The organism is Cellulomonas sp. P1_G12_2 (assembly GCF_056405535.1).
In genome coordinates this window covers 1,539,864-1,566,833 of sequence record NZ_JBFUBX010000001.1, presented here as the reverse complement: position 1 = coordinate 1,566,833, position 26,970 = coordinate 1,539,864, and the positions used below count along the sequence as shown (strand labels likewise).

The 26,970-nt window shown below is 71.3% G+C and carries 24 protein-coding genes; 3 read left to right on the top strand and 21 right to left on the bottom strand.

Annotation, left to right across the window (positions count from 1 at the left end; all coding sequences use genetic code 11):
* Positions 1 to 47 precede the first annotated feature (47 nt).
* The 7 genes from AC1DXT_RS07355 to AC1DXT_RS07325 all read right to left on the bottom strand — a co-directional run bounded on the left by AC1DXT_RS07355 (position 48) and on the right by AC1DXT_RS07325 (position 7,331).
* The gene (locus tag AC1DXT_RS07355; RefSeq protein ID WP_477060671.1) at positions 48 to 1,034 is read right to left on the bottom strand and encodes a class I mannose-6-phosphate isomerase; all 987 of its coding nucleotides are present in this window, start codon (positions 1,032 to 1,034) and stop codon (positions 48 to 50) included.
* Entirely contained in the window at positions 1,034 to 1,975 is a 942-nt protein-coding gene (locus AC1DXT_RS07350; protein ID WP_477060670.1) for a DUF4432 family protein, read from the bottom strand. The genes AC1DXT_RS07355 and AC1DXT_RS07350 overlap by 1 nt, the downstream gene beginning before the upstream one ends.
* Positions 1,972 to 3,162, bottom strand: a complete 1,191-nt coding sequence (locus AC1DXT_RS07345) for an ADP-dependent glucokinase/phosphofructokinase (protein ID WP_477060669.1) — start codon at positions 3,160 to 3,162, stop codon at positions 1,972 to 1,974. The genes AC1DXT_RS07350 and AC1DXT_RS07345 overlap by 4 nt, the downstream gene beginning before the upstream one ends.
* Before the next feature lie 37 nt (positions 3,163 to 3,199).
* Positions 3,200 to 4,060, bottom strand: a complete 861-nt coding sequence (locus AC1DXT_RS07340; RefSeq protein WP_477060668.1) for a ketose-bisphosphate aldolase — start codon at positions 4,058 to 4,060, stop codon at positions 3,200 to 3,202.
* Between the two features lie 52 nt (positions 4,061 to 4,112).
* The gene (locus tag AC1DXT_RS07335) at positions 4,113 to 4,997 is read right to left on the bottom strand and encodes a carbohydrate ABC transporter permease (protein ID WP_477060667.1); all 885 of its coding nucleotides are present in this window, start codon (positions 4,995 to 4,997) and stop codon (positions 4,113 to 4,115) included.
* 1 nt (position 4,998) lies between these two features.
* Positions 4,999 to 5,964: a carbohydrate ABC transporter permease gene (locus AC1DXT_RS07330; RefSeq protein WP_477060826.1), complete on the bottom strand. Its 966-nt coding sequence runs from the start codon at positions 5,962 to 5,964 to the stop codon at positions 4,999 to 5,001.
* Between the two features lie 80 nt (positions 5,965 to 6,044).
* A complete protein-coding gene (locus tag AC1DXT_RS07325; protein ID WP_477060666.1) occupies positions 6,045 to 7,331 on the bottom strand; it encodes an ABC transporter substrate-binding protein in 1,287 nt (428 codons plus the stop codon).
* Between the two features lie 273 nt (positions 7,332 to 7,604).
* Here AC1DXT_RS07325 and AC1DXT_RS07320 point away from each other — a divergent pair, with 273 nt between their 5' ends.
* Positions 7,605 to 8,423 carry a DeoR/GlpR family DNA-binding transcription regulator gene (locus AC1DXT_RS07320; protein ID WP_477060665.1) on the top strand — a complete coding sequence of 273 codons (819 nt, stop codon included), beginning with the start codon at positions 7,605 to 7,607 and terminating at the stop codon, positions 8,421 to 8,423.
* Here AC1DXT_RS07320 and AC1DXT_RS07315 read toward each other — a convergent pair.
* The 8 genes from AC1DXT_RS07315 to AC1DXT_RS07280 all read right to left on the bottom strand — a co-directional run bounded on the left by AC1DXT_RS07315 (position 8,401) and on the right by AC1DXT_RS07280 (position 17,424).
* Positions 8,401 to 9,441, bottom strand: a complete 1,041-nt coding sequence (locus AC1DXT_RS07315) for a LacI family DNA-binding transcriptional regulator (RefSeq protein WP_477060664.1) — start codon at positions 9,439 to 9,441, stop codon at positions 8,401 to 8,403. The two genes, AC1DXT_RS07320 and AC1DXT_RS07315, sit on opposite strands and share 23 nt — an antisense overlap.
* A 34-nt stretch (positions 9,442 to 9,475) precedes the next feature.
* On the bottom strand, positions 9,476 to 11,758 hold the full coding sequence (locus AC1DXT_RS07310; RefSeq protein ID WP_477060663.1) for a beta-xylosidase/alpha-l-arabinosidase: 2,283 nt from the start codon (positions 11,756 to 11,758) through the stop codon (positions 9,476 to 9,478).
* A 22-nt stretch (positions 11,759 to 11,780) separates the two neighbouring features.
* On the bottom strand, positions 11,781 to 12,158 hold the full coding sequence (locus AC1DXT_RS07305; protein ID WP_477060662.1) for a tautomerase family protein: 378 nt from the start codon (positions 12,156 to 12,158) through the stop codon (positions 11,781 to 11,783).
* Positions 12,158 to 13,231 carry a Gfo/Idh/MocA family protein gene (locus AC1DXT_RS07300; protein WP_477060661.1) on the bottom strand — a complete coding sequence of 358 codons (1,074 nt, stop codon included), beginning with the start codon at positions 13,229 to 13,231 and terminating at the stop codon, positions 12,158 to 12,160. Before AC1DXT_RS07300 ends, AC1DXT_RS07305 begins: the two co-directional genes overlap by 1 nt.
* A 72-nt stretch (positions 13,232 to 13,303) precedes the next feature.
* Positions 13,304 to 14,059, bottom strand: coding sequence for an SDR family NAD(P)-dependent oxidoreductase (locus AC1DXT_RS07295; RefSeq protein ID WP_477060660.1), 756 nt, complete (start codon positions 14,057 to 14,059; stop codon positions 13,304 to 13,306).
* A gap of 44 nt (positions 14,060 to 14,103) precedes the next feature.
* Positions 14,104 to 14,892 (bottom strand): carbohydrate ABC transporter permease, encoded by a 789-nt coding sequence (locus AC1DXT_RS07290; RefSeq protein ID WP_477060659.1) that lies wholly within the window; start codon positions 14,890 to 14,892, stop codon positions 14,104 to 14,106.
* A 4-nt stretch (positions 14,893 to 14,896) separates the two neighbouring features.
* Positions 14,897 to 15,760: a carbohydrate ABC transporter permease gene (locus tag AC1DXT_RS07285; protein ID WP_477060658.1), complete on the bottom strand. Its 864-nt coding sequence runs from the start codon at positions 15,758 to 15,760 to the stop codon at positions 14,897 to 14,899.
* A 146-nt stretch (positions 15,761 to 15,906) separates the two neighbouring features.
* Complete coding sequence (locus AC1DXT_RS07280) at positions 15,907 to 17,424, bottom strand: ABC transporter substrate-binding protein (RefSeq protein ID WP_477060657.1); 1,518 nt, start codon at positions 17,422 to 17,424, stop codon at positions 15,907 to 15,909.
* Between the two features lie 117 nt (positions 17,425 to 17,541).
* On the opposite strand from AC1DXT_RS07280, the gene AC1DXT_RS07275 reads away from it, so the two are divergent.
* Positions 17,542 to 18,555, top strand: a complete 1,014-nt coding sequence (locus AC1DXT_RS07275; RefSeq protein ID WP_477060656.1) for a LacI family DNA-binding transcriptional regulator — start codon at positions 17,542 to 17,544, stop codon at positions 18,553 to 18,555.
* Positions 18,556 to 18,579: 24 nt separating this feature from the next.
* Here AC1DXT_RS07275 and AC1DXT_RS07270 read toward each other — a convergent pair whose 3' ends face one another.
* From AC1DXT_RS07270 to AC1DXT_RS07245, 6 genes are all read right to left on the bottom strand, one after another.
* Positions 18,580 to 20,100, bottom strand: a complete 1,521-nt coding sequence (locus tag AC1DXT_RS07270) for an alpha/beta fold hydrolase (protein ID WP_477060655.1) — start codon at positions 20,098 to 20,100, stop codon at positions 18,580 to 18,582.
* Between the two features lie 179 nt (positions 20,101 to 20,279).
* On the bottom strand, positions 20,280 to 21,083 hold the full coding sequence (locus AC1DXT_RS07265) for an HpcH/HpaI aldolase/citrate lyase family protein (protein ID WP_477060654.1): 804 nt from the start codon (positions 21,081 to 21,083) through the stop codon (positions 20,280 to 20,282).
* The gene (locus AC1DXT_RS07260) at positions 21,071 to 21,538 is read right to left on the bottom strand and encodes a MaoC family dehydratase (RefSeq protein ID WP_477060653.1); all 468 of its coding nucleotides are present in this window, start codon (positions 21,536 to 21,538) and stop codon (positions 21,071 to 21,073) included. The genes AC1DXT_RS07265 and AC1DXT_RS07260 overlap by 13 nt, the downstream gene beginning before the upstream one ends.
* Positions 21,535 to 22,725 carry an acyl-CoA dehydrogenase family protein gene (locus AC1DXT_RS07255; RefSeq protein WP_477060652.1) on the bottom strand — a complete coding sequence of 397 codons (1,191 nt, stop codon included), beginning with the start codon at positions 22,723 to 22,725 and terminating at the stop codon, positions 21,535 to 21,537. The genes AC1DXT_RS07260 and AC1DXT_RS07255 overlap by 4 nt, the downstream gene beginning before the upstream one ends.
* Positions 22,722 to 24,641 (bottom strand): acetyl/propionyl/methylcrotonyl-CoA carboxylase subunit alpha, encoded by a 1,920-nt coding sequence (locus AC1DXT_RS07250; protein ID WP_477060651.1) that lies wholly within the window; start codon positions 24,639 to 24,641, stop codon positions 22,722 to 22,724. Before AC1DXT_RS07250 ends, AC1DXT_RS07255 begins: the two co-directional genes overlap by 4 nt.
* Positions 24,642 to 24,646: 5 nt before the next feature.
* Positions 24,647 to 26,245 (bottom strand): carboxyl transferase domain-containing protein, encoded by a 1,599-nt coding sequence (locus AC1DXT_RS07245; RefSeq protein WP_477060650.1) that lies wholly within the window; start codon positions 26,243 to 26,245, stop codon positions 24,647 to 24,649.
* A gap of 109 nt (positions 26,246 to 26,354) precedes the next feature.
* Here AC1DXT_RS07245 and AC1DXT_RS07240 point away from each other — a divergent pair, with 109 nt between their 5' ends.
* Positions 26,355 to 26,945 carry an SACE_7040 family transcriptional regulator gene (locus AC1DXT_RS07240; RefSeq protein ID WP_477060649.1) on the top strand — a complete coding sequence of 197 codons (591 nt, stop codon included), beginning with the start codon at positions 26,355 to 26,357 and terminating at the stop codon, positions 26,943 to 26,945.
* The last annotated feature ends 25 nt before the right edge of the window (positions 26,946 to 26,970 follow it).

The following is a 26,970-nucleotide window of genomic DNA, read 5'->3' as shown; positions in this document are numbered from 1 at the left end:
TTCGACCGAACGGGTGAGAGTGCAACGCGAGTCGGTGAACTCGCAGGTCAGGGCCGCGGCGGGCGGCAGACGACCACCTGGAGATCGCCGCCCTCGAGCGCGACCGGCCCGACGGCGGCGGGGAGCAGGACCGTCTGACCGGACCGCAGCGGCGACGACTCCCCACCCGCCACGACGACTCCGTCGCCCGCGACGACGACGAGCACCGCGAGACCGGCGTCGAGCGCACGCGCACCGGTCCACCGCTCCACCCGGAAGAACGCCGACGCCTCCGGGAGCAGGTCCCCCGACGACGCCGCGGTCGCGCCCCGCAGCCGGGCGATCTCGTCGGCGGTCCAACCGCGCCGGTCCACCGCCGCGAGCGCGACGTCGAACCCCAGCCCGAGGTGCCCGTCGGCGGCCCCGTCGATCTCGAACCCGGACCACTCCAGCAGGATCGACAGGTCGGTCGGCTCCTGGAGCTCGACGACGAACGCACCCTCGCCGATCGCGTGCGGGAGGCCGGCGGGGACCAGCACCGCGTCGCCGGCGTCGAGGTCGAGCACGTGCATCGCGTCGAGCATCGCGTCGGTGTCCTGCGTCCGCACCCAGCCGGCCAGCTCGTCGACGCCGACGTCCCGCGTGAACCCCAGGTGCACGCGGGCGGGCTCGAGCACCACCCACGCCTCGGTCTTGCCGTGCGCGAGCCCGAGGTGCTCGGCGGCGAACGGGACGTCCGGGTGCGCGTGCACCGGCAGACGCTGACCGGCGTCGAGCAGCTTGACCAGCAGGGCCGGGTCGGAGCCGAACGCGGCGACGTGCTCGGCGCCCAGCCAGTCCACCGGGTCGGCGTCGACCGCGTCGCGGAGCAGCCGGCCGTCGGGGAGCACGGTCAGGCCGACCGGTTCCTGCCCGAACACGCAGGTCGCCGATCCCACCCAGTCCTCGGGCTCGTGGCTGGCCGCCGGTCCGGCGCCGCGGAACTGGGCGATCTGACGTCCCCCGGCGTAGAACCGGTCGGCAGGCTGGTTGGCGGGCAGGTAGAGCGGCTTCATCAGAGCCCTTCGATCGCGATGCGGACACCCGTGCGCCAGGTCGCGCCGGGCTCGAGCACGGGGGCGCCGGCGTGCGGCTGGTCCCGCGCCGGGCCGAACAGGGGCGCGTTGGTGGGCTCGACGCCGAGCACGTACGCGCCACGGGCGGGCCAGCTCCAGGTGCACAGCCGGGGCAGTGTCGCGCCGGTCCAGGTGACGACGACGTCGGGGAGCTCCTCGTCGCCGACGAGCGTCGCACGCGCGCCCCGCACGCCGAGGTGCTCGGCGACCACGGGCGCGAGACCGGGCGCCGGCTCCGGGGTGACCAGCGGGTGCCGACCCTCCGGGAGCGGTTCGCGGACCACCCACTCGTCCGCGTCGACGTGCAGGCGCGCACCGGGGCGCAGGAGCGGCGCGCCGAGGTTGACGTGGTAGAGCAGCGGGACGCCGACCGGCTCGTCCCCGACGTTGCGGACGACGTCGCTGACCTCGACCGCCGGGACACCGGTCGTCGCCAGGATCGACCGCTCGACCAGGATGCGTGGACCACCCAGCGAGGTGTGCGCGACCGTGCCCGTCACGCACACCTGCCAGGCGTCCCCCAGCCGCTCCCGCGACCAGTGCACGTCGGTCGCAGGAGTGAGGTGGTGGGTGCCGTGCTGGCCCGACGACCCGCGCGGCTCGCCGATGTTGTCGGGACCGCACGTGGCGAGCAGCCCGCCGAGGAAGCGCGACTCCCAGTCCCTCCCCGGGCCCGGGTCGACGGGGTTCGGGGAGCGCCACGCGACCGGCGTCGAACCCCACCACGTGGCACCGAGGTCGAGGCCACGGTCCGGCAGGACGTCGAACGCGAGGCCTCCGGCCAGCCGCACGGCGATCACGCCACCCCGCACCTCGACGCTCGCGAGCGCCTCCGGCTGGGAGATCCGGCCGTCGTCGGTCAGCTCGGCCCAGGCGGTCATCGCCGGTCCAGCGCTGCGAGGAAGCCGCCGACGAACGAGTCGCCGAGCCCGATCGTCGTCGGCGCCGCGACGTCGCTCAGGTCGAGCGCGGGCACCACGCACGCGTCGGCGCCCAGCAGGTCCGCCACCTCGGCGGCGACCCGCTGCCCCACCGCCGGTGCGGTCATGGCGCGCGTGGCGGCGTAGTCGTCCGCGGTGAACCCGTCCCCCAGCCGGTACCGGGTGCTGGCCATCGTGATCCCCCCGACGAGGGCCGGACGCAGCGCGACCGCCCGCTGCCCGACCGCGAGCGCCCAGTACTTGGTGTGCACCACGAGCGTCGGCGCGGGGACGAGCGCGTGCAGCTCCTCCACGGCCTTCGCCACCGTGGGCGCGTCGAGCAGGTCCACCGGGCGGCCGAGGTAGGCCTGCATCTCGTCCTCGTTCAGGCTGTAGACGTCGGCGGCCCACACCATCTCGTCGCGGACCCGCCGGCTCAGCGCCGGTACGTGGTAGCCCGCGTCCTCGAACACGACGAGGGCGTCCGGCGGGAGCACGCGCATGGCCTCGCGCACCTGCGTCAGGCGGGACTCCAGGGTGGCCGGGTCCTGGATGACGTTGAAGGACGAGAGCAGGAAGACGTCCGCCGTGCGCAGCGCCTCCGGCAGGTCGGCGGCGATGCGCAGCTCGCGGTGTGGCGGGTCGTTGGCGTAGATGATCCGGTTGGGGTGCGGGGCCACCAGCTCGGCGTCACCCACCCGCACCCGCGCCCCGGCGGGGTACTGCACGATCAGGTGCGGGTCGAGGGAGTCGCGCTCGGCGCTCGACACGTAGTCGACCGACGCGGGCAGCAGCCGACGGACGTTGTCGTCGATCGAGACCAGGTGCATCGTGCTCGGCACCCCGAGCACATCCATCGCGATCGCCGCCCGCACGCACGTCCCCCCGAGCGTGACCTCCTTGGTGAAGCGCGCGGCGAGCTCCTCGACGATGTCGGAGGAGGCGACGAACCGCTCTCCCCCGACACCGTCGCGGACGAATGCGAGCAGGCTCCGCACGAGGTCGCGCACCGACTCGACCGGGGCCGCCAGGTCGAGGTCCTCAGGACCGATCCGGTGCTCCGCGGCCAGCTGCTCCAGCACGGCCGCGTCCCAGCGGATCTCGTAGTCCACCGTGCCGCCCATGCCCAGCACGAACCTCGTGCTCATCGGTCGCCTGCTCCTCGTGTCGTGGTCGTGCGGGTGATCAGTACAGGTCGGCCTTGCCGGCCGCGTCGAACAGGTGGATCTTCTGCGCGGCGACCTCCTGCATCGCGGCGATGCACGGCGGCTGGATCGAGTTGGGCTCACGCAGCGAGGTGTCCGCCAGGACCTCCCGCATCTTGTCGTGGTACGCCACCTTGATGTCGCTCGAGATGTTGATCTTGTTGACCCCGAGCTTGACCGACTGACCGATCTCGTCGTCCGGGTTGCCCGAGCCGCCGTGCAGCACCAGCGGGATGGGCAGGAGCGCCTTGATCTCCTGCAGCAGGTCGAGCTTCAGCTGGGGGGTCACGTGCTTCGGGTACAGGCCGTGCGCGGTGCCGATGGCGATCGCGAGGCTGTCCACGCCGGTGCGCTGGACGTACTCGACGGCCTCGGCGGGGTCGGTGAACGCGATCTGGTCGACGAGCACGCCGTCCTCCGCCTGCTCGTCGAGCTTGCCGATGGTGCCCAGCTCGCCCTCGACCGACAGGCCGACCGCGTGCGCGGTGTCGACGACCTTCTTGGTGATCGCGACGTTGTCCTCGAACGGCTGCATCGACGCGTCGATCATGGCCGACGTGAACCCGAGCTGGATCGCCAGGAGCACCTGCTCGTAGGTGCCGCCGTGGTCCCAGTGGATCGCGACCGGCACCGACGACCGGTGCGCGCGCTGGATGAGCGCGGCGAGCGCGTCACCACCGATGTGCGAGACCTCGTCGGGGTGGATCGCCACGATCAGCGGGGCGTTCAGCTTCTCGGAGATCTCGAAGATCCCCTTGCCCATCGCGTAGTCGCTGATGTTGAAGGCGGGGATGGCGAAGTAATTCTCGTTCGCCACCGCGAGCAGGTCTCGGCCGTTCATCAACATGGTGTGTCAACTTTCCTGTGTGTGTGTTTCTGAGGATTGGGGGGTACTAGATCTTCACRGCGCCGGCGGTCATCCCCCCGATGAAGTAGCGCTGGAAGAAGAGGAAGAGGAGCAGCACGGGAATGCACCCGAGAATGCTCATCGCCATCATCTCGTTCCATTCGTACGAGTGCTGGCCCATGAGGAGCTGGATGCCGATGGGAACCGTGCGCATGTCTTCGGTCCTGGTCAGCGTGAGCGCGAACAGGAACTCGTTCCAGCAGATCATGAACGTGTACACGCCGACCGACACCAGACCGGGCACCGAGATGGGCATGAGAATGCGCCACAATGCGGTCAGCGGACCGGCCCCGTCCACCTTGACGGCCTCGTCCAATTCCTTGGGGAGCGTGTTGAAATAGCCCGTCATCATGATGATCGCGTAAGGCAGCGTGAACACCATGTAGGTGAGGATCAGGCCCTGGTAGGTGTTGTAGAGCTTGAGCGCCACGACGAGCCCGAAGTACGGGATCAGCAACGTGATGGGCGGGACGGCCTGGACGGAGACGACGACCACGTTGATGGTCTTCTTGCCCCAGAACTCGTACCGGCTGAACGCGTACGCCGCGTGTACCGCGACGATCAGCGACAGGGCGGTCACCGCGAGCGCGATGACGTAGCTGTTGAAGAAGAACCGCAGCTTGGTCGGGTCGGTGAGGATCGTCGTGTACGCGTCGAACGAGAAGCCGGGCGTGATCAGGCGCGGCGGGAACTCGAAGATCTCCGGGTTCGACTTGAACGAGCTGGAGAGCATCCACACCACGGGCAGCGCCGAGAAGCAGGCGCCGAGGACCAGGGCGGCGACGATCGCCACCTTCTTGCCGGTGTGCTTGGGCGGTGTGCGCAGCGCGGGGCGCTCCGCGGTGACCGCCGGGGTGGCCAGCGTGGTCATCTCAGTCCCTCGCCTTCTGGTGCCGCACGTAGAAGAACGCGAGAACCATCGACATGAGGAGCACGAGGACCGCGGACGCGGAGGCGACGGAGAACTCGTACTCGGTGAACGCGAGCTTGTACGTGAACGTGGAGAGCACCTCGGTGGAGTTGATGGGTCCTCCACCGGTCGTCATCCAGATGAGCGCGAACTGCTGCGTCGTCCAGATGAAGTCCAGGAGCGCCATCGAGATGATGATCGGCTTCAGCTGCGGGAGCGTGACGTTGCGGAACTGCGCCAGTGCGCCCGCGCCGTCGACCTTCGCCGCCTCGTACAGGTCGCGGGGAATGCCCTGCAGGCCGGCCAGCAGCGAGATCATGAAGAACGGGTAGCCCGACCAGATGTTGATGAACGTGACGGCCGCCAGCGCGGTCGACGGGTTGGCCAGCCACTCGGTGTTGCCGTCGGTGATCCCGGTGGTGCCGAGCAGGTAGTTGATGACCCCGTTCGGGCTGAGCAGCAGCCGCCACAGCACCGCCACGATCGCCACCGTGAACAGCCACGGGAGGATGTAGAGCACCCGGAAGAACGCCTTGCTCCGGTTGCCCAGCAGGGGCGAGTTCAGCAGCAGGGCGAACGCCAGGCCGATCACGAAGTGCACGACCACCGACGAGATGGTGAACACGAGCGTGTTGCGCACCGCGGTGAAGAACACCGGGTCGGTGAGCACCTCGACGTAGTTCTCGAAGCCGACGAACGCGGGGTTCTTGTTGGTGATCACCCGGTCGAGCAGCGAGTAGCTGACGACCATGATGATCGGCGTGACCATCAGGATGATCAGGAGGACGCCGGTGGGGCTGAGGAATCCGTAGGGCGTCAGCGTGCGCTTGATCCGGCCGATGGTGCGCGTCCGGGCGGAGTCTGCACCCGGGGGCGGGGCGGCCTTGGTGGGCCGGGCCTCCGCTTCGGGGCTGGTGGTCTGTGACATGGACACGGGGCTCTCTCCCTGAGGGGGTGGGCCGCGCCGGAGGCGTGTCCGGCGCGGCCCGGGTGTTCCGGGCTGGTGGCCTAGAACTCCTCTTCCCACTTGGTCTGGGCCGCGGCAAGCGCGTCCTGCATCGACTGCTGGCCGTCGAGCGCCTTCTGGAACTCCTCGCCGAAGTCGCGCATGAGCTGCTCGGCCACGGGCAGGCCGGTGAACTCGTTGGCCGGGAAGCCCGACTGGTAGATCTCGAACGCGGTGCCGAACAGCTCGTCCTCCTCGACGAAGTCGGGGACGGAGGTCGTGTTGCCGGGGAACGCGTTGGCGATCGACGACAGCTCGCTGTTGGTCTCCTCGCTCATGAGGAACTCGACGAGCTTGAACGCCTCGGCCTTGTGCTCCGAGTTCTCGGCGATGCCGATGCCCCACGAGGCGTAGGGGATGCCGCGCTCGCCGGTGTACCCGTCCTCGGCCGGGATCGCCGAGATGCTGAAGTTCAGGTCCGGGTTGGACTCGCGGATCAGGTTCACGTGGGCGAGCGAGTCGATCATCATGCCGACCCGGCCGTTGCTGAACTCCTCGACCTTGTCCTGCTCCTTCATGGTGAAGGAGCCGGGGGCGATGACGCCGGCGTCCCACAGGTCCTGGATGTAGTCCGTGGCGCTGGTGACGTCCTCGTTGTCCGTGAGTGCGGGCTGGCCGTCCTTGAGCATCGAGCCGCCGGACGCCCACACCCACGACATGACGTCGTTCTGGATCCCGTTGGGAGCCTCGAGCGAGAGCGGGAGCACCCATCCGTGGGCTTCGCCGCTGGTGACCTTGGCCGCGGCGTCCGCGAACTCCGAGCGGTTGGTGGGCGGTGCCGTCACGCCGGCCTGGGCCAGCAGGTCGTCGTTGGTGAACATCGGATAGACGAAGTTCACCACCGGGATCATGTACGTCTTGCCGTCGACCTGGACCTGGCTGGCCAGCTGCGACTCGTCGTAGCCCGCCTCCGACATGACCGCGGACAGGTCGGTGATCGCGCCCTGGTCGGCGAAGTCGCTGACCCACGCGCCGTCGAGGCCGACGACGTCCGACATGGTGCCGGCGGCCGCGCCCGCGACCACCTGCTCCTTGGTGGAGGCGTACGGGCCTGACAGCAGGTCGACCGTGATGCCGGGGTTCTCGGCCTCGAACTTGTCCATCAGCTCGCGGAAGGCGCCGTCGGGGAGCTCGGGCTCCCACCACTGCGAGAACTCGAGAGTGACGTCACCCCCCGAGTCGCCGTCGCCGTCCGAGCTGGACCCGCCGCCCCCTGAGCAGGCCGCGAGCGCGAGTGCCGTAACACCGGTGAGTGCAATGAAGCGTCCAACGTGAGCGCCCTTGCTCATGACTCTCCCCATCCTCGGAATCTGCCGCTTCGTGCGACTGTCTGCGCACTTCTGCGTGTTTCCGCCAACGTAGACCCGTGGATCTGCGTCGTCAAGCCGTGCTTGCGACTCGCAACCACTCCGTGACCTGAGGGCCGAGCGTGCCTCGGCACGAGATCTACCTGCTGGTTCGCATCTGAACTGGGCAGACGTCTGATAGAGGACGCCTGTACCCCGCTCGTGCGGGCCTGCGAGTTCTCGCACAAACCCGCAAACGTGTGCTTCAGTACTCCCATGTCAGCGACCACCGACGGCACGTCACGGCGCCTCCCCGCGGGCCGCAAGGCCGACCTCGCGGCGTACGTCGCCGAGCAGGGACAGGTGACCGTCGCCAACCTCGCCGAGCGGTTCGACGTCTCCGCCGACACCATCCGGCGCGACCTCGACGCCCTCGACGCCGACGGTGTCCTCATCCGCACGCACGGCGGCGCGATCAGCCCGCAGGCCGTCCCCCGCCCGGACACCGGCGTGGATGTCCGCCTGCGCCTGCAGACGTCGGCGAAGGACCAGATCGGCGCGCTGGCCGCGGGCCTGGTGCGCGACGGGGCCGCGCTCATGATCAATGCCGGCACGACGACGCTGGCGGTCGCGCGCCACCTCTCCGAGCACCGGGATCTCACGGTCGCGACCAACTCGCTGCGCATGCCGACCGAGATCAACCCGCTCGCGTTCCGCGACCTCTACGTGTTCGGTGGCGTCGTCCGGCTGAGCGCGCAGGGCACCATCGGCGCCGTCGCGTTCCCCACCGAGAGCGGCGCGGACCGCGACATCCGCTGCGATCTCGCGCTCATCGGCGTCGGGGCGGTCAGCGCCGACGCGGGCTACTCCACCAGCAACCTCGGCGAGGCCGCGATGATGAGCGCGATGATGGACCGGTCCGCCAAGGTCGCCGTCCTCGCCGACTCCAGCAAGTTCGGCCGCCGGCTGTTCGCGCAGATCGCCGAGCTGGGCCGCGCGGACTACCTGGTGACCGACGCTCCCCCGCCGCAGGACCTCGCAGCCGCGCTGGAGTCCGCAGGAGTCGAGGTCGTCATGCCGGCCGACGCCGGCTGAGCCGCTCCGCCTCGGGAGCAGCGGGCCGCGGCGGCGCGCTCGACCCGCGCGCGACCAGCTCCGTCGGCAGGTGCACGTGACCGATCGTCGGCGGATCGGCGCCGAGGAGACGCAGCAGGAGCAGGACCGCCTCGGCGCCCATCCGGCGCAGGGGCTGGCTCACTGTCGTGAGCGGAGGGTGTGTCTGGCCCGCTTCCGGGATGTCGTCGTAACCGACGACGGAGAGCTCGTCGGGGACGCGGACCCCGAGGCGGGCCGCCGCGTCCATCACTCCGAGCGCCGACAGGTCGTTGGCTGCGAAGATGGCGGTCGGTGGTCGTCGCGCGGACAGCATCCGGATCGCCGGTCCGACGGCCAGCTCCCGTCGGAACCCGCCGACCGCCACCAGCCGAGGATCGACCTCGATCCCCGCGCCGGCCATCGCGGACCGGAAGCCCGCCTCGCGCAGCCGCGACGACGCGACCTCGGGGCTCCCGCCCAGGAACCCGACGCGCTCGTGGCCGAGCGCAACGAGATGTCTCGTGGCGCGGACCGCCCCGGCGAAGCTGTCGGAGTCGACCGTCGCCATGCCCTCGGGCCGCGCGTGGTGCTCGATGGCCACCACCGGGATGTGGCGTCGCGGGTCGGGCATCGTCGGCGCGACGATGATCAGGCCGTCGATCAGCGTGCTCCCCAGCGCGGAGATTCCCCGCTGCTCCCAGCCAGGCACGAATGGCGACCGTGGCCGGCTGGTGAGGGCGAGCAACCCGTACTCCGTGGTGGCCAACGCCGCGGAGGCGCCCTGAAGGATCTCGCAGCTGAAGGAGTCGAACTCCGCGACCAGCAGCCCGACGACGCCGGCACGGGCGGAACGCAGGGACCTCGCGGCGAGGCTCGGCTCGAACTCGAGACGCCGCATCACCTGACGCACCCGGACCGCGGTCGACGTGGACACCCCCGCGCGGTCGTTGAGCACCCGCGAGACCGTCGTGATCGAGACACCGGACTGCCGCGCGACGTCATTGATGGTGGCCCTCACGTGCGCACCGACCGGAGCGCCGGGGCCCGCGCGATCACCGGCGGTCGATGCGGACGCGCACCTGCCGTGGGTCCGCCGTGGTGACCCGGTGCACGTCGCCGGTGAGCTCGACCGCCGCCTCGGTCTCGCGCACCTCGCACGACGCGCCGACCCACAGCTCGACGACCCCGGGCTCGACGGCCCGGACCAGGTCACGCCCGCTGAACGCCAGCCGCTGCGTGGGCACCGAGAGCCGGACCACCGCCGTCTCGCCCGGATCCAGCTCGAGCCGCGCGTACCCCAGCAGCTGCGCGACCGGTCGCGTGATCGACGCGACGGGGTCGTGGCCGTAGAGCTGGACGACATCCGCACCCGCCCGGTCACCGGTGTTGGTCACGCGGACGCTGACCTCGATCATGCCGTCGGTGGCGACAGGCGCCGCGACCGTCAGGTCCTGGTGCACGAACGTGGTGTACGAGAGGCCGAAACCGAACGGGCGGGCGGGCGTGGGGTCGAGGTTCGAGACCGACGACAAGGCGCCCAGCGGCGGGTGCAGGTAGGAGTACGGCTGGGTGTCGCCCGAGCGCGGGATGCTGACCGGAAGCCGACCCGACGGGTTGACCCGCCCGCTGAGGACGCCCGCGATGGCCGCCCCGCCCTCCTCGCCCGGGAAGAAGGCCTGCACCACGGCCGCGCAGGAGTCGAGGGCCCACCCCACGGCGTACGGGCGACCGGTCACCAGCACGAGGACGACGGGCGTACCAGTCTGCAGCACGGCCTCGACCAGCTCTCGCTGCACGCCGGGCAGCTCGAGGTCGTCCGCGTCGCAGCCCTCTCCCGACGTGCCACGCCCGAAGAGCCCCGCACGGTCGCCCACCACCACGACGGCGACGTCCGCGTCGCGCGCAGCCGCCACGGCGTCCGGGATGCCCGTGCGGTCGGGTCCGTCCACCGTGCACCCCTCGGCGAACACGACGTGGGTGCTCGGCCGCTCGGTGCGCAGGGCGTCCAGGACGGTAGGCACGTCGATGCCGAGCTGCACCTCGGGGTGATGGACCAGGACGTGGTTGGCGAACGAGTAGCAGCCGAACAGTGCCGTCGCACGGTCGGCGTTCGGGCCGATCACCGCCAGGCGGGCGGTCGGCGCAAGCGGGAGCGTGCCGTCGTTCGAGAGCAGGATCACGCCCTCCTGGGCGATCCGTGCGGCGAGCGCGCGGTGCTCGACCGGGTCGAGGGTCCCCGGGTCGGGCTCCGGCTCGTCGAACCGCGAGTCGAGGAGCCCGAGCTCGGCCTTCTGCCGCAGCACGCGCACGACGGCGCGGTCGACGAGGGCCTCGTCGACGACTCCGGCGCGCACGGCGACCTCCAGCGGCGCGAGGTAGGCATTGCCCGTGGGCAGCTCGACGTCGACGCCAGCGGTCAGTGCCTGCGCGGCCGCGTCCCCGAGATCGGCCGCCACGCCGTGGAGAGACTGGAGGAACGCCACACCGAAGTAGTCGGCGACCACGACGCCGTCGAACCCCCAGCGCTCCCGCAGGATGCCTGTCAGCAGGGCCGAGTCGGCGGCGGCGGGCAGGCCGTCGACCTCGGCGTACGAGTGCATGACCGATCGGGCGCCGCCGTCCAGGACCGCCATCTCGAACGGCGGCAGCAGGACGTCGGCGACCTCGCGGGGACCGGCGTGCACCGGGGCCAGGTTGCGGCCGGCGCGGGATGCCGAGTACCCGACGAAGTGCTTGAGCGTCGCGACGACTCCCGCGTCCTGCAGGCCCTGGACGTAGCCGGTCGCCACCGACCCGACGAGATAGGGGTCCTCACCGATGCACTCCTCGACGCGACCCCAGCGCGCGTCGCGAACGACGTCGAGTACCGGGGCGAGCCCCTGATGGACGCCGAGCGACCGCATGGACGCCCCGATCGCTCGTCCCATCTCGCGCACGAGGTCGGGGTCGAACGACGCCCCCCACATGAGGGGAGCCGGGAACGTCGTGGCCCGCCACGCCGCCAACCCCGTCAGGCACTCCTCGTGCACGACCGCGGGGATGCCGGTCCGTGTGTGCTCGACGAGCCAGCGCTGCCGCTCGCGCAGCGATCGCGCGGCAGCAACGGGCTCCACGGGTGCCGTGCCGTAGAACCGCGTGATCTGCCCGATGCCGTGACGGGCGAACTCCTCGAACGGCGGGGAGTCGTCGACCATCGCCGCCTGCATCGGCGCGACGCCCTCGCCCGAGCCGGCATCGACCCAGACACCGACGAGCTGCGCCAGCTTCTCCTCGAGCGTCATCCCCGCGAGCAGCGCCACGGCACGGTCCGTCGCGTCCTGCACCTGAGTCGTCATCGTCTCTCGTCCGATCTCGTCGTCAGTGGCTCTCGCGGGCCCCGCGCGCGCCCGGGTACCAGTCCTCGAGCTGGTTCTCCGTCACGGCGATGAACACGTCGTCCGGCCGGACGCCCTCCGCCTCGAGGTGCCTGGCGACGGCCTCGTACATGGCCCGCTTCTGCGCGACGCCGTACATGCGGACCATGAGGATGCGGATGTAGACGACGTCGCGGCGCTCGCCCCCGAGGTAGTGGGGGTCGGCGATGATGCCGTCGGCCGGCAGCGGGTGGATCACCTGGAACCGGTCCTCGACGTCCATGCCCAGACCCTCGACGAGCCCGGCGTTGACGGCGTCGGCGTAGGCCCGCCGCGTGGCGGCCGGGACGGTGTCCGCGACCTCGATCGTGACGAGCGGCATCAGACCCAGACCTCCTTGGCGACGCGGACGTCCGCGCCGGTACGTGCGGACTCTTCGATGGCCAGGCCCAGCGCGTGGTCCTGGCAGGCTTGCGCGAGCGGGTAGGGCGCGGACCCCTCACCCCGGACCCATCGACCCATCGCCGCCAGGTGGCTGGCGACCGCGATGTCGTCCTCGGAGAGCCGGGTGCCGACCCAGGGGTTCGTGTAGACGACGCGTCCGTCGAACGAGGCGTGCACGACGTCGTTGCCCTCGAGGTTCATGTCCACACCGGTGCGGCGGTAGACGATCGGCGAGGTGACCGGCCCGGCCGGGGTGAGCCGTGTGACGGTGTCGTCGACGATCTCGCCGAGAGAGCCACGCACGACGATCCGGCGGCTGCGCAGCGGGTTCCACCACTGGTTGTCGACGAAGTCGTACAGGCCCATACGCCCGTCGCCGAAGTCCAGCGTCGCGATCGTCGTGGTCCGGGGCGAAGGCTGCGGATCGGTGACCCAGCCGTCGAAGGTCAGCGGGTCCACCAGCGGCGCCTGGAACGTGCGTGCCGTGACCGTCGTGTCGTCCATGTCGACGTCCAGGAACGCCCGCACCAGCGAGACCGCGTGGTAGAGGTGCGTGGAGGCGATCTCCACCGACGTCGCGGCGCCGATCACCCCCTCTCGCACGACGGCGAGCCGGGACGCGTGGCCGGGCATGAGCGCGTACTGCTCCCCCACCTGCACCAGCCCGGACTCGCCGACGTCCTGCCACAGCGAGCGCAGACCCTCCAGGTCGGGGGCCGGCGGCGTCTCCGCCAGGACGTCCACCCCGGCGGCGACGAGCTCGCGCACCACGTCCGGCATCGCCGGCCACGACACGGCTGCCACGACGAACTCCGGCTCGAGCGCCAGCACGTCGGAGATGCTCTGCACACTGGGTACACCCCACCGCGCCGTGATGCGCTCCCCCTCGGCCGCCGACTGCGTGACGACACCCACCACCTGCAGCCGGTCCGGGGCCGCCTGAGCGACCCGGAGGTGGAACTCGGAGCGCCAACCGCTCCCGATGACGGCAAATCTCACTGGATCGTGCACCAGACGTACTTCCTCTCGACTGTCCTGTGCGCCGCCGGGACCCGGCGGCGTCGTGCGGCGACCGACCAGCGGTCAGACCTGGCTCATCCCGCCGTCGACCACCAGCTCGGCGCCGGCGACGTAGCTCGACTCGTCCGAGGCGAGGAACAGCACCGCCGCCGCGACCTCCTCGGGGCGCCCGACCCGACCGACCGGGATCATCGCGACGACGTCACGCTCGACGTCCTCGCTGCCCCCGGTGAACTGGGCGAACCCGGCGGTCGCGGTCGGACCCGGACTGATCGCGTTGGCGCGGATGCGCCGCGTGCGCAGCTCCGCGGTCACGGTCCTGGCGAGCGATCGCACCGCAGCCTTGGTCGCGTTGTAGACCGCATGGCCGGGGCCACCGTTGTGTCCCGCGATCGACGACGTGAGCACGATCGTGCCGCCGTCGCGCATCAGGGGGACGACCTTCTGCACGGTGAAGAACGTGCCGCGGAAGTTCAGGTCGGCGACGGTGTCGAACGCTTCGGCGGACGTCTCCGCGACGTCGGTGGGGACGACGTCGCGGCCGGCGTTGGCCACGAGCACATCCACCGGCCGGCCCGCGGCCCGCAGCAGCCCCGCCAGGACGTCGAGGTCGGCGAGGTTGCTCGCATCGCCTCGGACGCCCGTGACGCGCGGCCCCAGGTCGGCCACGGTGTCGTCGATCTGCTCCTGGGACGGCGACGTGACCACCACGTCGGCCCCCTCGGCCACGAACCGCGCGGCCACCGCGCGCCCGATCCCGGCCGTCCCCGCGGTGACGACCGCGAGCCGACCGTCCAGCTGTCCGGTTCCGTGCGTCATCGCGAGGTCCTCCGTGGTCGGGGTGTCTGTCGGTCCGGGTCCGTTCACTTCAGGGCCCCCGCCGCCAGGCCGCGCTCGAAGTACTTCTGCAGGAGCAGGTACGCCACGATCACGGGCACGGCGGTGATCACCGCGGCGGCGAGCACGCCCGTCTGGTCGTTCGTGTACTGGCTCGTGAAGAACGACGGCAGCAGGGTGACCACCTGCTTGTCCGGGTCGTTGAGCATCAGCATCGGCAGCAGGTAGGCGTTCCACGCGTTGATGAGCGTGAGCACCACGATCGCGGCGGCGATCGGACGGGTCAGCGGGAGCACGATGCTCCAGAACACCTGCCGGATGTTCGCGCCGTCGACGCGGGCGGCCTCCATGAGCTCGTTGGGCACGCCCGCCAGGAAGTTGCGCGCCAGCAGGACGGTGAAGGGCACCTGCAACGCCGCCAGAGGCAGGATCACCGCGATGAGCTCGTTGTACATGTCGAACGTCGAGGCGGTGACGAACAGCGGCGTGAGCAGCACGGCCTCCGGCATGGTCAGAGCGGCGACGAGGATCCAGAACCAGATCTCCTTGCCCGCGATCCGCAGCTTGGCGAAGCCGAACGCGGCGAGCATGGTGCAGACGTAGACGATGGCGATCGTTGCGGCCGCGATGAGGATGCTGTTCCGGAAGTACGTCCCGACGACCCCCGTGGCGAACACCTTCTGGTAGTTGCCGATACCGCGGCCGGCCAGCGACCCCGCGACCATCGCGACCAGGGGCGCGAGGAACGGCAGGACGAGGACGGTGGCGATCAGCTGCAGCACGATGCGGGTGCTGCGACGGCGTGTGTCGAACACGGCGCTATCTCCCTTCGGCGCGGCGGTTGCGGATGCTCATGAGCACGCCTCCGCCGATGGCGAGGACCAGGAGGGCGACGGAGATCGCGGCCGCGTAGCCGAAGTGCTTCTCCTGCACCATCGTCTGGTAGATGTACGTGCCCAGGAACTCGGTCCCGTGGTTCGGTCCGCCCTTGGTGACCAGGTACGGGACGTCGAAGGTCTTGAGCGCGCCGATCAGCCCGAGCATCGCCAGCGCGGCCGTCGTGCCCTTGCACATCGGCCACACGATCGAGCGCAGGGTGCGGACGGCCCCGGCCCCGTCGATCCGTGCGGCCTCGAGGACCTCAGGGTCGATCTGCCCCATCGCGGCGTAGAAGAGGATGAACGTCAGACCGGTCCACTGCCAGATCGTGATCGCCATCACGACGGCCATCGCGGTCCCCGGCTCCGCGAGCCACGGCCTGGCGAGCGCGTCCAGCCCGAGGTGGTCGAGGAGCCAGTTGAACTGGCCGTCGGCGTCGAAGACCTGCCGGAACACCGGCGCCATGGTGGCGGGGGCCAAGACGGTCGGCACGAAGATGAGGACCTTGTAGACCGCCCCCAGCCGCAGGCGCGAGTGCAGCAGCGCGGCGAACACGAACCCGAGCAGCGTCTGCACCGTGAACGTGATGACGAAGAAGTAGGCCGTGTGCCAGATGGCTCGCCAGAACACGGGATCGGCGACCATCTGGGTGTAGTTGCTCGCCCCCACGTGCTCGGGGGTGCTCAGGATGAAGCCGTTCCAGTCCAGCGTGGAGACGTACCCGGTGTACCCGATGGAGAAGTAGACGAGGCCCACGACCAGGACGACCGCGGGCAGGATCCACGGAAGCCCGGGTGCCTGCATGTGACGCTTCCTGGGAGCCCCGCCCCCGCCCCCGCCGGGGCGGCCGGTCGTGGAGACCGGCCTCCCCGACGGGAGCTGCGTCGTCGTTGCTGCGTTCATGGCTGCCTACGACCGTCCCTGCCGGGTGGCCGTCGCGGTGCGGGTGCTCACTTCTCCTGCTCCTGCACGCCCTGCGGGATCGCCAGCGCGTCCTCGGAGGTCATCGACCCCGACGCCACGCCGATCAAGGCGTCGCGCAGCGCGCTGTTGAGGTCGGCGCTCACCGTCGCGAACCGGGGCTCGCTCGCGGCGCCGGCCGCCTCGGTGTAGGCCTGCAGCGCGTCGCGCTGGGAGGCCGGGTCGACCAGGTCGATCGTGTCCCACGCCGGGGTGATTCCCTTGAGCGCCGGGATGTCGTTCAGGGTGTTGGCGACGGCCTGCTGCCCGACCGTGCTGGTCGTCAGCCACAGGGCGAAGGTCGTCGCTGCTGCCTGCTCGTCCGAGCGGGCGCTCACGGCGAGGCCGTAGTCGGCGTCCCCGAACATCGATCCGGTGTGCCCCGTGCCCGCCAGGTCAGGGAACTCGATCGGCGTCATGGTGATGGGCGTCGGGCTTCCGACACCGGCCGCCTCCATCGCGGCGACCATGCTGTCCTTGACGGCGTACTGGGTGTACCAGGTGCCCATCATGACCATCGCGTACTCGCCCGACATGAAGGCGTTGTTGGCGTCCGGGTACTGCTGCAGGCCGACGGCGCCCTCCTGCATGATCCCGTCGTCGAAGAGGCCCTTCCACAGGTCCATCGCCGTCACGAGCTCCGGATCGGTCCAGGCGATCTCACCCTGGGTCGCCTTGATGTACGAGCCCGGGTCGACGTTGTTCGCGATCGCCTGGAACGTGTCCATGTCGAACGCCCACTGGCCGGCGCCCTGGACGAAGCAGCCCTGGCCGTTCGACTCGAGCGTCGCGCAGACGTCCTTCCACTCGGCGAGCGTGGTCGGCGCGGCGAGTCCGAACTGGTCGAAGATGCCCTGGTTGATCCAGAGGCCGCCCGAGTACACGGCTCCCGCGGACAGTGCCACCAGCTTGTCGCCGACCGTGAGGCCGTCGACGCCCGCGGGTGCGAGCTTGTCCCGCCAGTCGCTGCCGAGCGCTCCCTCGACCGCGGAGGTGAGGTCGATCGCGCCACCCTCGTAGGTCTGGACGCCGCCGTTCGCGGAGCCGGGGGCGAGGTTGAAGACGTCCGGTCCGTCGCTCGAGGTGATCGCGGGGCTCAGCACCGAGTCGTAGGAGTCGATCGGCTTCGAGACGAACTCGACGTTGATGTCGGGGTACTCCTCGTTGAACGCCGCGATGAGCTTGTCGGCGTTGGTCTTGTCCGGGGTCCAGCCCCACCAGGTGATGTCACCCGAGGTGGCCGAGCCGGGCGCGCTTGCTGCGTCGGGGCTGCCCGAGCACGCGCTGAGGCCCACGAGGGCGAGGCCGAGCGCGGCGGCGACCGCGATGCGGCGGCCTCGTAGCGTCGTCGTTGACGTCCGCATGACTGTTCTCCAGTTCTGCTCGTCCTCGGTGGACGGGCGTGTGGGGGTGGTGATCGAGACCTGGGCGTCCGGGGCCCTCAGCAGCGGCTCGGCCGCTGGTGCCGGGTGTGTCTCGACGAGCTGCACGCCGCGTCCCTGACCCACCACGTCCACCTGCCCTCGTCGTCGAGTGCGAAAGTTTCTAGCAACTTTCGTTTGCGCTTACGATAGGTCGTGGACGCGCACTCGTCAACGTGCGGGCAGGACAGGACGGGGATCGGGATGAGCGGCAAGGCAGTGACGATCGCGGACGTGGCCGCGGCGGCAGGCGTCTCGGTGCCGACGGTGTCCAAGGTCCTCAACGGCCGGAAGGGCGTCTCGGTGGCGACCCGGCGGGAGGTCGAGCGGCTCCTCGTCGAGCACGGGTACGAGCGCAGGGAGCGGCAGAGCCAGGGCAGCGGGCTGGTCGACTTCGTGATCAGCGGGCTCGAGACCCAGTGGGCGACTGCGCTCCTGCGAGGAGCACAGGCCGAGGCCGCGCGCTGGGGTGCCGACCTCGTCGTCACCACGACGCACGGGAATCCCGTCGGCACTCCCGACTGGCTCGACCACCTCGCCGAGCGGGGGTCCGACGGCGTCGTGCTCGTCGTGTCGGAGCTGCTCCCGGCCGGCCGGGACGAGCTGGCCCGCCTGCGGATGCCGGTCGTGCTCGTCGACCCTGTCGGAACCGGGGACCCGTCGCTGGCGACCGTCGCGGCGACCGACTGGGCGGGTGGCCGCGACGCCACCGAGCACCTGATCGCGCTGGGGCACCGCCGCATCGGGATGATCACCGGCCCGATCGAGCAGGTCTGCCACCGGGACCGCCTCGACGGGTACCGGGCGGCGCTGCAGCACGCGGGCATCGACTTCGACCCCGCGCTCGTTCGGCACGGGGACTCGCTGGTCGAGGGTGGGCGCACCCGGTCCCGTGAGCTGCTGGACCTCGCCGACCCGCCGACGGCGATCCTCTCCGGCTCGGACGAGCAGGCCTACGGCGTCTACCAGACGGCCCGCGCCCGCGGCATCCAGATCCCGGAGGACCTCTCCGTCGTCGGGTTCGACGACGTGGAGCTGTGTCAGTGGGTCTCGCCGCAGCTGACGACCGTGCGGCAGCCACTCGCCGAGATGGCGCGCGAGGCGACGCGGATGGTGATCGAGATGTCGCGCGACGGGTCGTCGCCGACGCGCCGGCTCGAGCTGGCCACGTCCGTCATCGAGCGGGAGTCGACGGCGCCTCCGCGCGCGACCGCGTAGGCGCGGGCGCCCGGCACCACCTCGTCAGCGGTCCACCACGAGCGGCAGCACCTCGTCCACCAGCAGCCGGTCGACGGCGTCGGCCTGCTCGAACGCCACCGCGTGCGCGGCGTCCTGGAACGTGACGAGCCGCTTCGTCGGCGCCTCCAGCGCCGCGTACCACTCGAGGGCGAGGTCGCGCCGGCCGTCCAGCTCCGCAGCCCCGTCGAGCACGAACACCGGGACCTCCAGCCGCGGCACCTCTCGGCGCAGGTCCAGGCCCTGGATCTGCGGGTACATCACCGCGAAGGTGTCCATCAACCCCCGGAGCACGTCCACCTTGTCGACGAGCGTGTACTCGACGCCCTTGACACCGAACGCGTCCAGCCGGGAGGCGTCGCCGCGTGCCACGTAGCCCTCGGACGGCATGTACGACCCGTAGAGGTACTCGTAGGCGAGCATGACGTCGGCGTTCGCCCAGGGCAGGTCGGCGTAGGGCGGCTCCCCGATCCGCTCGGTCAGGTCCGCGACCGCCTGGTCGTCGGTCCGCTCCGCGTACGCGACGAGGTCGCGGTAGATCCGCCGGTCCGTCTCGGTGACGTCGACCATCTGACCGCTGCCGAGGTAGGCGTGGAACAGGTCGGGCCGCCGCTCGACCGCCAGGACGCCGAGGATCGTGCCCCAGGACTCTCCCATGAGGATGACCTTGTCCTCGTCGAACCGCGCTCGGAGGTACAGGGTGAGGTCGATGACGTCGGCGACCGCCCGGTCGAGCGTGGCCTCCTCGGTGGGCAGGAGCGCGGCATAGGACGTGCCGTTGCCCCGCTGGTCGAAGGTCGCGAACACCACGTCGTCGACCCAGGGCTCGGACAGGGCCCGGGCCAGCGCGAGGTCGGACTGCCCGGGACCGCCGGACAGGTACAGCAGCACCGGGGCATCGGGGTCGGCGGCCCGGACCATCACCGTGTGGGGATCGCCGCCGAGGGCGACCGTGTCGAGCGTCGCGATGCTTCCAGGCACGATCTCGCCGCCGGCGTCGCGTACCGGCGGGGTGCCGGCGGGCAGCGCCACGACGACGGCCAGCCCGAGAGTGAGCACCCCGACCACCGCGGTGCCGAGCCTGCCGTCCCGCCGTCGCGTCCTGCCTGCTCCGACGCGTGCGCCGAGGATCATCGGCAGGACGAGCAGCAGCGCGGTGACCCCTCGGCCGAGGACGAGCGCAGCCAGGCCCCACATCGAGTCGATCCGGACGTCGTGCACGGTGGGGAGCAGCACGTCGCTGCGGGCGATCTCGATCGCAGCGACGTGCACGACGGCCAGCGGGACGACGACCCACGCGGAGCGGACGACGAGCCCGCCGACGAGGCCCAGTCCGGCGCCGGTCGCCATGACGACCAGGGCGCCGAGCGCGGACACGGGACCGAGCGGTGCGACCTGGCCGGTCAGCAACCCGGTCAGGGCGGCCAGCACGAGCACGCCCGCGAGCGGTGCCCAGCGCCGGACCCCCGTCCTCGGCAGCGGGCCGCCGGTCGACTCCGCGCGGACGGGGTTCATCGTGCTGGCCATGATCGCCTCCGCGGCCCCGGCCGGCTCGTGTGCGGGCCTCGCTGCCCGGCATCGACGCGCCGACCGGTCCCCTTCCAGCCTGCTCAGCAGCATCGCCCGTACCAGGGTCGGTGGTCCCGAGTCGATCGGCGATGACGTGGTGACGCGACGCGGCGGAACATCCCGCAGGTGCACGCGCCTCAGTCGTGCACCGCGCGGCGCAGCACCTCCTGCGCGTGCTTGAGCACCGGGCCGTCGACCAGCTGCCCCTCCCACCGGAACGCCCCGTGCTGCCCGATCGCGGCGGCGAGCACGGCACGCGCCCGCTCGACCTCGGCCACACCGGGCCGGTAGGCGGCCCGGACCACCTCGACCTGCGACGGGTGGATGCACGCCGTGGCGGTGAACCCGCAGGCCGCGGCGTCGGCCGCCTCCGCCGCGAGCCCGTCGACGTCGTCGATGTCCAGGTGCACCGCGTCGATGGCTGCCTTCCCGAACGCGCCGGCTGCCAGCAGCACGGCGGAACGCGCGTGCATCGCCACGTCGCGGTACGCCCCGGACGGTCCCCGGCTGGACGTCCCGCCCAGCGACGCGACAAGGTCCTCGGCACCCCACATGAGCCCGACGACGTTCGGCTCGGCTGCGATCGACGCCACATTGACCACGCCGGCCGCGGTCTCGATGAGCGCGACGACCTCGTAGCCCGCGAGCGCGCGGACGTCGTCTGCGGACGAGGTCTTGGCCAGCATCACGGCGCGGTACGGCGTCTGCGCCAGCGCGCGCAGGTCGTCGTCGAGGTCGGGAGCGGGGTTCACGCGGACGATCGTGCGCGCGGGGTCCAGCGGGACGGTGGCGAGCAGGGATCGCGCGGACGCCTTGGCGTCGGGGTTGACCGCGTCCTCCAGGTCGAGGATCACGGAGTCGGCGCGGGCCGCGGCCTTCTCGTACCGGTCGGGACGGTCCGCCGGACAGAAGAGCAGCGCAGGGCCTCTCACGGGCGGCACCAGAACAGGACGGAGCGTGTCGCGACGGCGACGACGACGTCGTCCTGGTTCACGCCGGTGTGCTCGAGCGTGACGACACCCTGTCCGGGGCGCGACGACGAGAGCCGCTTGTCCGTCACCACCGTCGACGAGTAGAGCGTGTCGCCATGGAACAGCGGGTGCGGGAACCGGACGTCGGTGAACCCGAGGTTCGCGACGATCGTCCCCTGGGTCAGCTGCGCCACGGAGCTCCCGACCAGCACGGCCAGCGTCATCATCGAGTTCACCAGCCGCTGCCCGAACGGCTGCTCCGCGGACCACGCGGCGTCGAGGTGGAGCGCCTGCGGGTTCATGGTCAGCGTCGAGAACAGGACGTTGTCGGCCTCGGTCATCGTGCGTCCGGGGCGGTGCACGTACCGGACGTCGAGCTCGAGCTCGTCGTAGTACAGCCCCCGCTGCTCCACGTCGCGCGTCATCGAGGCGCCCCCGAGAAGGTGCCCGTCGAGAAGCCCAGCTCGCGCGCGATCACCATGAGCTGCACCTGCGTGGTGCCCTCCCCGATCTCCAGGATCTTCGAGTCGCGGTAGTGCCGGGCCACCGGGTTCTCGTTCATCACGCCGTACCCGCCGAAGATCTGCGTCGCGTCCCGGGCGTTGTCCATCGCCGCCTCGCTGCCGATGAGCTTGGCCAGGCTGGCCTCGAGCTTGAACGGCTGCCCGGCGACGAGCCTGCGGGCGGCGTCGAGCCACGCGAGCCGGGCGGAGTGCACGCGAGCCTCCATCCGGGCGATCGTGAACGCGATGTGCTGGTTGTCGCCGATCGGGTGGCCGAACACGTTCCGGCTCTTGGCGTACCGCATGGCCTCCTCGAGGCAGCCCTGCGCAGCCCCGGTGCACAGGGCGGCGAACGCGACGCGGCCCTCGTCGAGCGTCTGGATGAACTGCGCGAAGCCGCGGCCGCGCTCCCCGAGCAGGTTCGCCTCGGGCACGCGCACGTCGTCGAACCGCAGCGGGTGGGTGTCGGACGTGTGCCAGCCGACCTTGTCGTACGCGGGCAGCACGGTGAGGCCCGGCGTGCCGCTCGGCACCAGGATCGCGGTGAGCTCCTTCTTCACCGAGCCGTCCTCGCGCACGCTCTCGCCCGTGACCGCGGTGATCGTGATGAGCCGCGTGATCTTCGAGCCCGAGTTGGTGATGAACTGCTTGGTCCCGTCGATCACCCACTGACCGTCCTCGAGGCGCGCGGTGGTCTTGGTGCCGGCGGCGTCGGACCCGGCCTCGGCCTCCGTCAGCCCGAAGGCCGCGAGCGCCTCTCCGCGCGCGAGCATCGGGATCCACTCCTGCTTCTGCGCCTCGGTCCCGCTGCGCCACACCGGCATCGCGCCCAGCCCGACCCCGGCCTCGAGCGTCACGGCGATCGACTGGTCCACGCGCGCCAGCTGCTCGACCGCCAGGCACAGGTCCACGTAGTCGCGGCCCTGCCCGCCGTACTCGACGGGGAACGGCAGGCCGAACAGCCCCATCTCCCCCATCTGGCCGAGGATCTCGTAGGGCAGCTCCCGCTTGGTGTCGTACTCGTACGCGGCGGGCGCGACGACGGTGTCGGCGAAGTCCCGCACCTCGTCGCGGAGCTTCTGCTGCTCGGGGGTGAGGTCGTAGGTCATGCCGGTGTCCCTTCGTCGGGGTGGCCGGTGATGGTGGCCACCACGTGGTCGAGTGCCACCCGGTCGGTCGGTCGGACCGTGAGGGTGACGATGCCGTCGCTGGGCGCGACGACCCGGTGCTCCATCTTCATCGCCTCGATGGTGAGGAGGTTCTGGCCCGCGACCACCTGGTCGCCGGTGCGCACGTCGACCGAGACGACGATGCCGGGCATCGGCGAGCGCACCTCCGGGTCGGCGGGACGGGTGCCGCGGGTGAGAGCGGCGAGCTCGTCGGCGAGGCGCTCGACGCGGCTGCGGAAGCGCAGCTCAGAGGTGCCGACCCAGGTGACCGGGCCGTCCGAGACGAGGCGCAGCGGGTGCACCACGCCGTCGACCTCGAGCGCCACGGCGGAGGGTCCGGTGCGTTCGAGTGCCGCGTGGACGGGCGCGTCGTCGCCGACGGTCACGGTCGCGTCCTCGGGCGGACCGAGCACCACCACCTCGACGTCTCCGACCTCGTAACGCACGGGGCGGGGATCTCCGAGGCGCCAGCCGTCCACCCCCCAGGGGCCGACGGGTGCCGGGTGGCGGGCGAGGACCGCGGCGAGGATCGGGGTGTCGGCCGTCGCAGGAGTCAGTCGTCCGAGCAGCCCGGTCTCCAACCGACCGGCCCGCACGTCGGGGTCGGCCAGCACCTGCCGCAGGAACGCGAGGTTGGTCCGGACGCCGAGCACGGTGGTGCCAGCCAGCGCCCGGTCCAGGCGGGCGAGCGCCGTGGCCCGGTCAGGTCCCCACGCGATCACCTTGGCCAGCATCGGGTCGTAGCTGGACCCGATCTCCAGACCGGCGTACAGGGAGCTGTCGACGCGGATCCCCTCGCCGGTCGGCTCGTCGAGCACGCGCACGGTCCCGGTGCTCGGCAGGAACTCCCGGAGGGGGTCCTCGGCGTAGACGCGCGCCTCGATCGCGTGACCGGTCAGGCGCACGTCGGCCTGCTGCACGGCCAACGGCTCCCCCGCGGCGATCCGCAGCTGCCACTCCACCAGGTCCAGGCCGGTGACCAGCTCGGTGACCGGGTGCTCCACCTGCAACCGCGTGTTCATCTCCATGAAGAAGAACTCCGTCGGCGCCTCGTCGGACACCAGGAACTCCACGGTCCCGGCGCCGACGTAGCCGACGCTCCGCGCCACCTCGCACGCGGCCGCGCCGATCCGCTCCCTCGTGGTGGCGTCCAGCAGCGGCGACGGCGCCTCCTCGACGACCTTCTGGTGCCGGCGCTGCAGCGAGCACTCGCGCTCGCCGAGGTGGATGACGTTGCCCACGGTGTCGGCGAGCAGCTGCACCTCGATGTGCCGCGGGGTCCGGACCAGTCGCTCGATCAGCAGGGTGTCGTCCCCGAACGCCGCGGCGGCCACCCGACGGGCGCCGGCGAGGGCGTCGGCCAGGTCCTCGGCACGCTCGACGACCGTCATGCCCTTGCCGCCCCCACCCGCGGACGGCTTGACCAGCAGCGGGTACCCGACACGGTCCGCGTCCGCGGCGCCGGTCGACGACGACCCCGGGATCACCGGCACCCCCGCGGCCGACACGTGCTCCTTCGCGCGGATCTTGTCGCCCATGAGCTCCAGCGCCTTGACCCCGGGCCCGACGAAGACGACGCCCGCCGCCTCGCACGCCCGCGCGAGGTCCGCGTTCTCGGAGAGGAACCCGTACCCCGGGTGGATCGCGTCCGCGCGTGCCGTGCGCGCGGCGTCGAGCACCGCGTCGATGGACAGGTAGGAGTCGATGCGGATCGCGACGTCCGCTCGCTCGACGTGGAGCGCGCGGCGGTCCGCGTCGGTGAACACCGCCACCGAGCGGATCCCGAGCTTCCGGAGGGTCGCGACGATCCGGCAGGCGATCTCCCCCCGGTTCGCCACGAGCACGGTCCCGAACATGGCGCTCACATCCGGAAGAGCCCGAAGCGGGGCTCTCCGAGGGGGACGCCGGCGCACACGTCGAGGGCCATGCCGAGGATCCGCCGGGTGTCCGCGGGGTCGATGATCCCGTCGTCCCACAGCCGCGCGGTCGAGTAGTAGGGGCTCCCCTGCGTCTCGTACTGCTCCCGCAGCGGGGCCTTGAAGGCTTCCTCGTCCTCGGCGGACCACTGCTCGCCCAGCTGCTCGCGGCGGACGGTGGCCAGCACCGACGACGCCTGCGCGCCGCCCATGACCGAGATCCGGCTCGCGGGCCACATCCACAGGAACCGTGGGCCGTACGCCCGCCCGCACATGGAGTAGTTGCCGGCCCCGAACGAGCCGCCGATCACGACCGTCAGCTTGGGCACCCGGGTGGTCGCCACGGCGGTCACCATCTTGGCGCCGTGCTTCGCGATCCCCCCGGCCTCGTAGTCGCGGCCGACCATGAACCCGGAGATGTTCTGCAGGAACACCAGCGGGATCCCCCGCTGGTCGCACAGCTCGATGAAGTGCGCGCCCTTGACCGCCGACTCGCTGAACAGCACCCCGTTGTTGGCGACGATCCCCACCGGGTGCCCGTGCAGCCGCGCGAACCCGGTGACCAGCGTGGTGCCGTACTCGCGCTTGAACTCGTGCAGCTCGCTGCCGTCGACCAGCCGCGCGACCACCTCGTGCACGTCGTACCCGGTCTGCAGGTCGGTCGGCACGACCCCGTACAGCTGGGCCTCGTCGACCTTCGGCGGCCGGCTCTCGTGGACCTCCCAGGCGGTCTCGCGGGGCACGGGCAGGGTCGCGACGATGTCGCGCACGATCTGCAGCGCGTGCGCGTCGTTCTCCGCCAGGTGGTCGGTGACCCCGGAGACGCGCGAGTGGAGCTCCCCGCCGCCGAGGTCCTCGGCCGTGACCACCTCGCCGGTCGCGGCCTTCACCAGCGGCGGGCCGCCGAGGAAGATCGTGCCCTGGCCGCGCACGATCACGGTCTCGTCGCTCATCGCCGGCACGTAGGCGCCGCCGGCCGTGCAGGAGCCCATCACGCACGCGACCTGCGGGATCCCCTCGGCGGACATCCGGGCCTGGTTGAAGAAGATCCGGCCGAAGTGGTCGCGGTCCGGGAACACCTCGTCCTGCATCGGCAGGAACGCGCCGCCGGAGTCGACCAGGTAGATGCACGGCAGCCGGTTCTCGAGCGCGATCTCCTGCGCGCGCAGGTGCTTCTTCACCGTCAGCGGGTAGTACGTGCCGCCCTTCACGGTCGCGTCGTTGGACAGGACCATGACATGCCGGCCGTGCACCAGTCCGATCCCCGCGATCACCCCGGCGCCCGGGGCCTCGCCGTCGTAGAGCTCGTGCGCCGCCAGCGGTGCGACCTCGAGGAACGGGCTCCCGTCGTCGAGCAGCACGTCGATCCGCTCCCGCGGCAGCAGCTTGCCGCGGGCCACGTGCCGCTCCCGCGAGCGCAGCGGACCGCCCTCGGCCGCGGTGCGCAGCCGGTCCCGGAGCTCGGCGACGAGGGCGCGCTGGGCCCGTTCGTTCGCGACGAACGCGTCCGCCGCGGGGTCGGCCGTCGTGCTGAGCATCTCCATCGACGCTGTCTCCACGGGGGTGGTGGGAGAGACGAACTGAGTTAGTGATTACTAACTGAAAGGAGGCTAGTGTTCGATCACGTCGTTGTCCATGGAGGAGCGCGAGTCGATGTCCGAGGCCCCCACGACCGCCCGCGTCCGCGCCAAGGCCGAACGCCGCAGCGCGCTGCTGTCGGAGGCCGCCCGGCTGTTCGCCGGCCACGGGTTCGACGGGGTCTCGATCGAGGACCTGGGCTCGTCGGTCGGCGTCAGCGGGCCCGCCGTCTACCGCCACTTCCCCAGCAAGCAGGCCGTGCTCGCGGCGCTGCTCGTCGGGGTCAGCCAGGGGCTGCTGGACGGCGGCCGCTCGGTCGTCGACTCGGCCGGGGACGACGCCTCCGCAGCCCTGCGCGCGCTCGTGCGGTTCCACGTCGACTTCGCGCTGCGCGACCCCGACGTGATCCGCGTGCAGGACCGGAGCCTGCCCGCGCTCGGCCCGCAGGACCGCGAGTCGGTCCGTGACCTGCAGCGTCGCTACATCGAGCTGTGGGTCGACGTGCTCGCGCGGCTCAGCCCGACCACCGACCGCGCCGAGCTGCGCCTGCGGGCCCAGGCGACGTTCGGGCTGCTCAACTCGACCCCGCACAGCGCGCGGTCGGTGACGGCGGCCCGCACACGGGCAGTGCTGGAGCAGATGGCGCTGGCCGCCCTCGGCCGATGAGGTCGACGTAGCTCATCGGCCCCCT